This is a genomic window from Spongiactinospora gelatinilytica, assembly GCF_003236385.1.
Taxonomy (GTDB): domain Bacteria; phylum Actinomycetota; class Actinomycetes; order Streptosporangiales; family Streptosporangiaceae; genus Spongiactinospora; species Spongiactinospora gelatinilytica.
Window position 1 is genome coordinate 22380 of the sequence record NZ_POUA01000048.1, and the last position, 6586, is coordinate 28965.

The 6586-nt window shown below is 73.6% G+C and carries 4 protein-coding genes; 2 read left to right on the forward strand and 2 right to left on the reverse strand.

What is annotated here, in order from left to right; all coding sequences use genetic code 11:
• The first annotated feature begins 25 nt into the window (after nucleotides 1-25).
• Nucleotides 26-895 carry a hypothetical protein gene (locus C1I98_RS09145; protein ID WP_111166640.1) on the forward strand — a complete coding sequence of 290 codons (870 nt, stop codon included), beginning with the start codon at nucleotides 26-28 and terminating at the stop codon, nucleotides 893-895.
• On the opposite strand, the gene C1I98_RS09150 is transcribed toward C1I98_RS09145, so the two are convergent.
• Together C1I98_RS09150 and C1I98_RS09155 are read right to left on the reverse strand one after the other, a co-directional pair.
• Nucleotides 874-1539 carry a helix-turn-helix domain-containing protein gene (locus tag C1I98_RS09150; protein ID WP_111166641.1) on the reverse strand — a complete coding sequence of 222 codons (666 nt, stop codon included), beginning with the start codon at nucleotides 1537-1539 and terminating at the stop codon, nucleotides 874-876. The two genes, C1I98_RS09145 and C1I98_RS09150, sit on opposite strands and share 22 nt — an antisense overlap.
• Nucleotides 1540-1548: 9 nt before the next feature.
• On the reverse strand, nucleotides 1549-2598 hold the full coding sequence (locus C1I98_RS09155; protein ID WP_111166647.1) for an AI-2E family transporter: 1050 nt from the start codon (nucleotides 2596-2598) through the stop codon (nucleotides 1549-1551).
• Between the two features lie 127 nt (nucleotides 2599-2725).
• Here C1I98_RS09155 and C1I98_RS09160 point away from each other — a divergent pair, with 127 nt between their 5' ends.
• Nucleotides 2726-6250, forward strand: coding sequence for an ATP-binding protein (locus C1I98_RS09160; protein ID WP_158557976.1), 3525 nt, complete (start codon nucleotides 2726-2728; stop codon nucleotides 6248-6250).
• Nucleotides 6251-6586 lie beyond the last annotated feature (336 nt).

The following is a 6586-nucleotide window of genomic DNA, read 5'->3' on the forward strand; positions in this document are numbered from 1 at the left end:
AGGGGCACAGGCTAACGTCGGCCACATGAAGGTACTGACCAAGGAGGCGTTCGCACGGGCCGAGCGTCACATCATGCTCAACGCGCGGCTCATCGACCGGCTGCGCTTCGCCGCGCTGTTCGGCGACGGCACGGCCGGGCCGGTGCTCGCCGCGCTGCGCCTGTACCGAAATCCCGACGGAGGCTTCGGCAACGCCCTCGAACCCGACCTGCGCGGCGCCGGCAGCCAGCCCGAGCCGGTCGAGGTCGCCTTCTGGATCCTCGACGAACTGGACGCGTTCGACGACCCGATGGTGCCCGCCGCCTGCGACTACCTGAGCAGCGTCACCACCCCGGACGGCGGCGTGCCGTTCGTGCTGCCCAGCGTCCGCGACACGCCGCACGCCCCCTGGTGGCAGACCCCCGACGACCCGCCGGGCTCACTGGTGCCGACCGCCTCGATCGCGGGCGTCCTGGCCGCGCACGGCGTCGAGCACCCCTGGCTCGGCCCGGCCACCGCGTTCTGCTGGGAGCGCCTGGCGGCGGTGACGGAGACCACCCCCTACGAGGCCAGGGCCATCGTCAACTTCCTGGAGCGGGCCACGGACCGCGAGCGCGCCGACCACGAGTTCGCCAGGCTGCGGGAGGCCATCTCGGCCACCGTCACCTACGACCCCGACGCCCAGGGCGACGCCCACTTTCCGTACGACTTCGCGCCCCGGCCCGGCCGGCTCCCGCTGTTCGACGACGCCGTGCTGGACCGCCACCTGGACGCGCTGATCGACGCGCAGCGGCCCGACGGCGGCTGGGGCTTCAACTGGCCGGAGTGGACACCCGCGGTCGGCCCCGAATGGAACGGCTGCATCACCGTCGCCCGGCTGGTCACCCTGCGCGCCTACGGGCGGCTGAGCAACTGACCCAGCGGCATCCCGGCCAGCCTGCGCACCTCGTTGGACAGGTGCGCCTGGTCGGCGTAACCGCTCGCGGCGGCCACCTCCGCCGGCGCGCGGCCGTCCCTGGCCATCCGCAGCGCGCGCTGGAAGCGCACCACGCGCTGGAGCGTCTTCGGCCCGTAGCCGAACGCCGAGCGGGTGCGCCGGTGGAGCTGGCGCTCGCTCAGGCCCAGCTCGCGGGCCACGTCGCCGATGCGCCCGCCATCGGCCAGCGCCCGCGCGATCGGGCGCGCCGCGCGGTCGGGCGGGGGCGTGGCGCGCAGCCGTACCGCGGTGGCCCGCACCAGGTCGCCGGGCCCGCGAACGCCGAGATCGGGCAGATCGGCGAGCGACACCCGCAGGTCGCACAGCTCGGCGACGGGCACGCCCAGCACCTCGCCCACCGCGCCGGGCAGGAACCGCAGCCCGTGGTAGACGTCGCCGGGCGTCAGCCGTACCGGATGCGGCCCTGTGTCCGGCCCGGCGACCTGCGGGCCGGAAGGACCCCACATCAGGTCGACGCAGCCGTCCGGCACCACCGGCTGGGTCGCCTCCTCGGTCGCCACCCGCGACCACAGGCAGGCCACCCGGCCGGCCAGCGCCGGGTGCGGGGGCCGTTCCTCGTACATCCCACCAGGTTATGCCGGGTCCTTGGTCCGAAGGTCCGGTGGCGACCTGCCGGAGAGGAACGCGGCGGCCCAGGTCGCCGAAGGGTCGCTGTCCACCAGCAGCGCGCGGGCCAGCAGGCTCAGCGGAATCGCCAGGATCGCCCCGAGCGGGCCGAGCACGAACGTCCAAAGGATCAGCGAAAGGAACGTCATCGTGGTGGACAGTTCCACCGCGTCGCCGAGGAACTTCGGCAGGATGAACGACTGGGTGACCACGTTGATCGCCCCATAGGTGACGATCACCCCCAGCATCGTCCGCCCCCCGCCGTCCAGCAGTGCGAGCAAGGCGGGAGGCACCAGCCCGATGACGAAACCGATGTTCGGAATGTAGATCGTGATGAGCGACAGCACGCCCCACAGCAGCGGCAGCGGCACCCCCAGCAGGGAGAGCGCGATCACGTTGAGCGTCGCGTTGAACAGCCCGAACACCGTGGAGACCACCAGATATCGCCGGGTCCTGCGGGCGAACGTGGCAAGGGCCCTGGCCAGGCCGGGCAGCCGGTCGCTGCCGGTGGACATGATCCGGGAGAACGCCACCGCGTCCAGGCACATGGTCAGCACCAGCACCACGATCAGGAACAGGCTCGACGTCACCCCGACCAGCCCGGCGAACAACCCCTGCACCAGCCCGAGCACCTGGCTCGGGTCGAAGGACTGGACGGCCTGGTTGAGCTGCTGGTTGCCGTACCCGAACCGGGCCGCCAGGCGTCTCAGCTCCTCGGTGAGGGAGGTGAACTCGTCGGAGTACTGCGGGATGAGGGTCGCGAGCTGGGCCACCGACACCGTGAGCACGGCCAGCATGCCGAGCAGGACCAGCAGCACCACCAGCAGCGGCACGGCCACCTGCCCCCACGTCGGCGCGCCCCAGGCGGCCAGCCGCCCGCGTACCGGGGCCACCGCGATCACCAGCACCAGCGCGAGCAACACCGGCCCGGCGATGGAGGACACCGCCTTGATCCCGGCGAGCGTGATCACCGCCCCCGCGGCGCAGCCGAGCACCACCAGCGCACGCGGGCGCATGGGCGGCGCGTCCCGCCCATCGGTTTCCGCTCGATCGACCACACCGCAGTACTACCCCTCAGGAATAATCCACCGCAGTTCGTCGAGGCGCTTGCGGGGCGGCTCTGGAGCGAGTGAAATCCCACCTATGTGGGAGTTCGGAGTCCTTGGCCCCATCGAGGTCCGGGGAGAGAACGGCCCTTTCCGATTCGATGACCCCCGCCAGCGCGAGGTGCTGGCACGCCTGCTCGCGGCACGCGGCGCCGTGGTGCCCGCCCAGCTCCTGATATCCGACGTCTTCCCCGGCGAGCCCGCGGGCGACGCGCTGGCCGCGCTCCAGTCGTGCGTCACGGCGCTGCGCCGCGTCCTTGAGCCCAACACGCTGGCCAGCCTCCCGCCCGGCTACGCGCTGCGCGCCGCGACGGTGGACGCGGAGGAGTTCGAGCGGCTGGTCCGCACCGCGTGCGCGGTACCGGACATCGACCGGGCGCTCGCGCTCTGGCGCGGCTCGCCGTACGCCGACCTGGCCGCGCGGCCATGGGCGGCGGCCGAGATCGCCCGGCTCACCGAACTCCGCCTGCGGGCCCGCGAGCAGCGGCTCGGCCTGCTCGTCGGGCACGGCGCGGCCACCGAGGCGGTCACCGAGCTTCGCGAACTGACCGCCGTACACCCCCACCGCGAGTCCCTGTGGTGCCTGCTGGCCATCGCCCTGCACCGCGCCGGGCGCTCCGCCGACGCGCTGTTCGCGGTACGGCTGGCCTGCGACGTCATCAGCGACGAACTCGGCGTCGAACCGGGCCACGAACTGCGCCGGCTGGAGGCCGAACTCGGCATCGACGCCCCGCGCATCGACGAGTCGGCGATGCGCATGGAACTCACCCCCGCCACCCGCGCGCCCGAACCCCGCGACCCGCTGATCGGACGCGAACGCCACCTGTCCGCCCTGCTCCGCCTCGCCGAACCGGACGCCGGGCCGCCCGCCGTCGTGGGGCCCGTGGTGATCGTGGGGGAGCCGGGCATCGGGAAGACCCGCCTGCTCGGCGCGTTCGGTGACGCCCTCGGGCGGCGCGGCTGGTCGGTGGCGGAGGCCTCCTGCACGCCCGACACCGCGGCGCTGCACGCCTGGCGGCAGATCCTGTCCCGCGACACGCCGGATCGGCTCCCCGAGGCCGTCCGCCGGCTCTTCGCCGACGGCGCGACCCCGATGACCACCGGCACCGCGGCCCACGTCGGCTTGCCGTACCCGCCGGACGGCCCCGAACCCCCGCCGCCCGGCGGCGTGCCCGGCCCCGGGGACGGCATCGGCCTCTGGGATGGGGCCGATCCCTGGGATGGAGCCGACGCCGAAGCGGGCCGGCCATGTGACGACGCGCGGCACGCGATGTTCGCCGCCGTCACCGAACACGTCGCGGGCCTGGCCGAGGAACGCCCGCTGCTGCTGGCCATCGACGACCTCCAGCACGCCGACCAGACCACCCTCGGCCTGCTCGCGTACGTCGCCGCGGCGCTGCCCGCCGCGCGCCCCGCGCACACCGTGGTGCTGGCCGCCGCCTCGACCTCCCGCGCGTTCGGGACGACCCAGATCGCCCCCGACGGCCTCGACGCCGCCGAGATCGAGGCCATGGCCCTGGCCATCGGCCTCCCCGTCGCCAGGGAGACCGTCAAAGAGATCGCCAAGGGGACCGGCGGCAATCCCTACTTCGCCAGGGAGGTCCTGCGCTGCGCCGCGTACGCGCCGGACGAGGCCGAGGCGGCGCGGACCGCCCTGGAGGGCGGGACGGCCGGAGTGGTACGGCACGGCCTGGCCCGCCTGCCCGCCCCGGTCCGCGACACCCTGGCCGCCGCCGCGGTCATCGGTGCCGACCTCGACCCCGGGTTGATCGCCGAGGTCGGCGGCCGGTCCCAGGAGCAGGTGGACGAGGCGCTGGACCTCGCCTTCGTGCTCGGCGTACTCACTCGCGGGCCCGACCTCGGGCTGCGGTTCGCCCACGAGATCGTCCGCGACGTCCTGCGGGCCGGCCTCACCGACACCGAACGCGCCCGACTGCACCGCTGCGCCCTGAACGCCCTGGCCTCCCGCCCCGGCACCTGCTCGGCCGTGGCGGCCCAGCACGCGTTCGCCGCGCTGGAGAGCATCAACAGGCACTCGCGTCGGTTCGTCACGGTGGTGGACTCCGGCGCGCGCTCGGCGGCGGTCCGCTGGGCGGTCGCTGCGGCCAGGGAGTCCTCGGCGCGGCTGGCGTCCGGCGACGCGGTGCGCTGGTGGTCGTGGGCGGCCGAGGCGTACCGCGGACCGGTGCGCGAGCTGGCCGGACTGTGGCTGGGCCAGATCGCGGCCCGGCTCGACGCGGGTGACGTCGAGGGGGCCCGCCGTACCCGCGCCGACGCGCTCGACCGGATCGAACGCGACCCCTCGGTGCGGGACGATCCGCTGCTGAAGGCCCGGCTGCTCACCGCCCTGGACGCGCCGGCGGTGTGGACGCGCCTGCCGTACCGGGAGGTCGAGCCCGGACTGGTGAGCCGGCTGGAACAGACGCTGGCGGCGCTGCCGTACGGGGACTCGCCGATCCGCTGCCGGATGTACTCCGACCTGGCCAGGGAGTTGCACGGCGTGGCCCGGCCGGACCGCTGCGAATCGCTCGCCCACGAGGCTGCCGAGATGGCCCGCCGGATCGGCAGCCCCCGCCTGACGGCCTCGGTGCTCCAGGACCGGCTGCACTCGGCCGCCCAGAGCGGCGACACGGTGACGGCGGAACGGCTGGCGCACGAGCTGATCGGCCTCGCCGACGCCGGGCACCTGCTCGGCTACGGCCTGGCCGCCCGCCTCGCGGCCGTACCGCTGCTCGCCGAGCGCTACGAACTCGCCGAGGCCGACCGCCTGGCCGCCGAGTGCGAGGCGCTGCTCATCCGGGTCACCCTCCCGGGCGCGGGCCGCCTCCACGCGCTGTGGCACTCCACCCGGGCGATGCTGGCGGGCCGTCCGGCGGATGAGGGCGGCGGGGCACGCGCAGGCGGCGCCCCGGCAGACCGCACACCACCGACGTCCGGGCGACCCGCTGGGCCCGCGCCGCCTCCCACCGTGGGCGGTGAAAGTGGGGCGTACGCCGTGGGCGACGTGCTCGCCGACGTGGCGGGCAGCGTGAAAGGTCACACCCACGACTGGGAGGTCCAGCCTCGTGGTGACCTCTATCGCGACACGATCGGCGATGTGTTCGGCGATTTGGAAGGCGCGTACGCGGACCTCGCCGCCTACCATCGCGACGGCCGGAGCGATCCCGCGCTCGCGAGCATCCGCCGCCGCATACTCCCGCAGGCGCCCCCGCTCGCCGACGCCCTCGCTGATCGCCCTGAACCGCCGCCCGTCTCCACACGCCCCACCGGCTGGGCGTGGCTGAGCCTGACCTGCCTGGAGGCGCAGTCCCACGTCGCCGCAGGTGACGCCGAGGCCGCCGCGCTCACCTTGACCACCCTTGTGCCGTACGCCGACCGCCTCGCCACCGGCCACGGCCTCCTCCCCGCCGGACCGGTCGGCTACCACTTGGGCCGGCTCGCCCTCCTGTGCCGCCGCGACAACGAGGCTCGCGTCTTCCTCAGGGACGCTCTCGGCCGCTGCACCAGGGCCGGTCTACCGAACTGGGAGAGCCGGATCCGCGCGGCGCTGGCGTCGATTTGACGCGCTGTGGCGGCACACGTAATCTGCACGGAGCCCGAGGGTCCTCGGGGCACCCCACCTGATCAAGCTAGGCGGGCGTCGCCCTGTGGGTCGGGGCGTTTGCAAAATCCTGTGCGAGTCCGGCGGATTTGACGCTGATCGGAAAACGCATAAGATTGAAGCAAGCAAAAAGACATGGTCTTCAAGCCCCGAAGGGCTGGATCGGTTCGCCTGGTCTGGTTCGACGGTGTACGCGCCCGTTTCTTGAGAACTCAACAGTGTGCTAAAAGCCAGTGCATGTACAACATGTATGACCCCGTCACCCCGCCTTTTGGGCCGGGGTGGTGGATTCCTTTG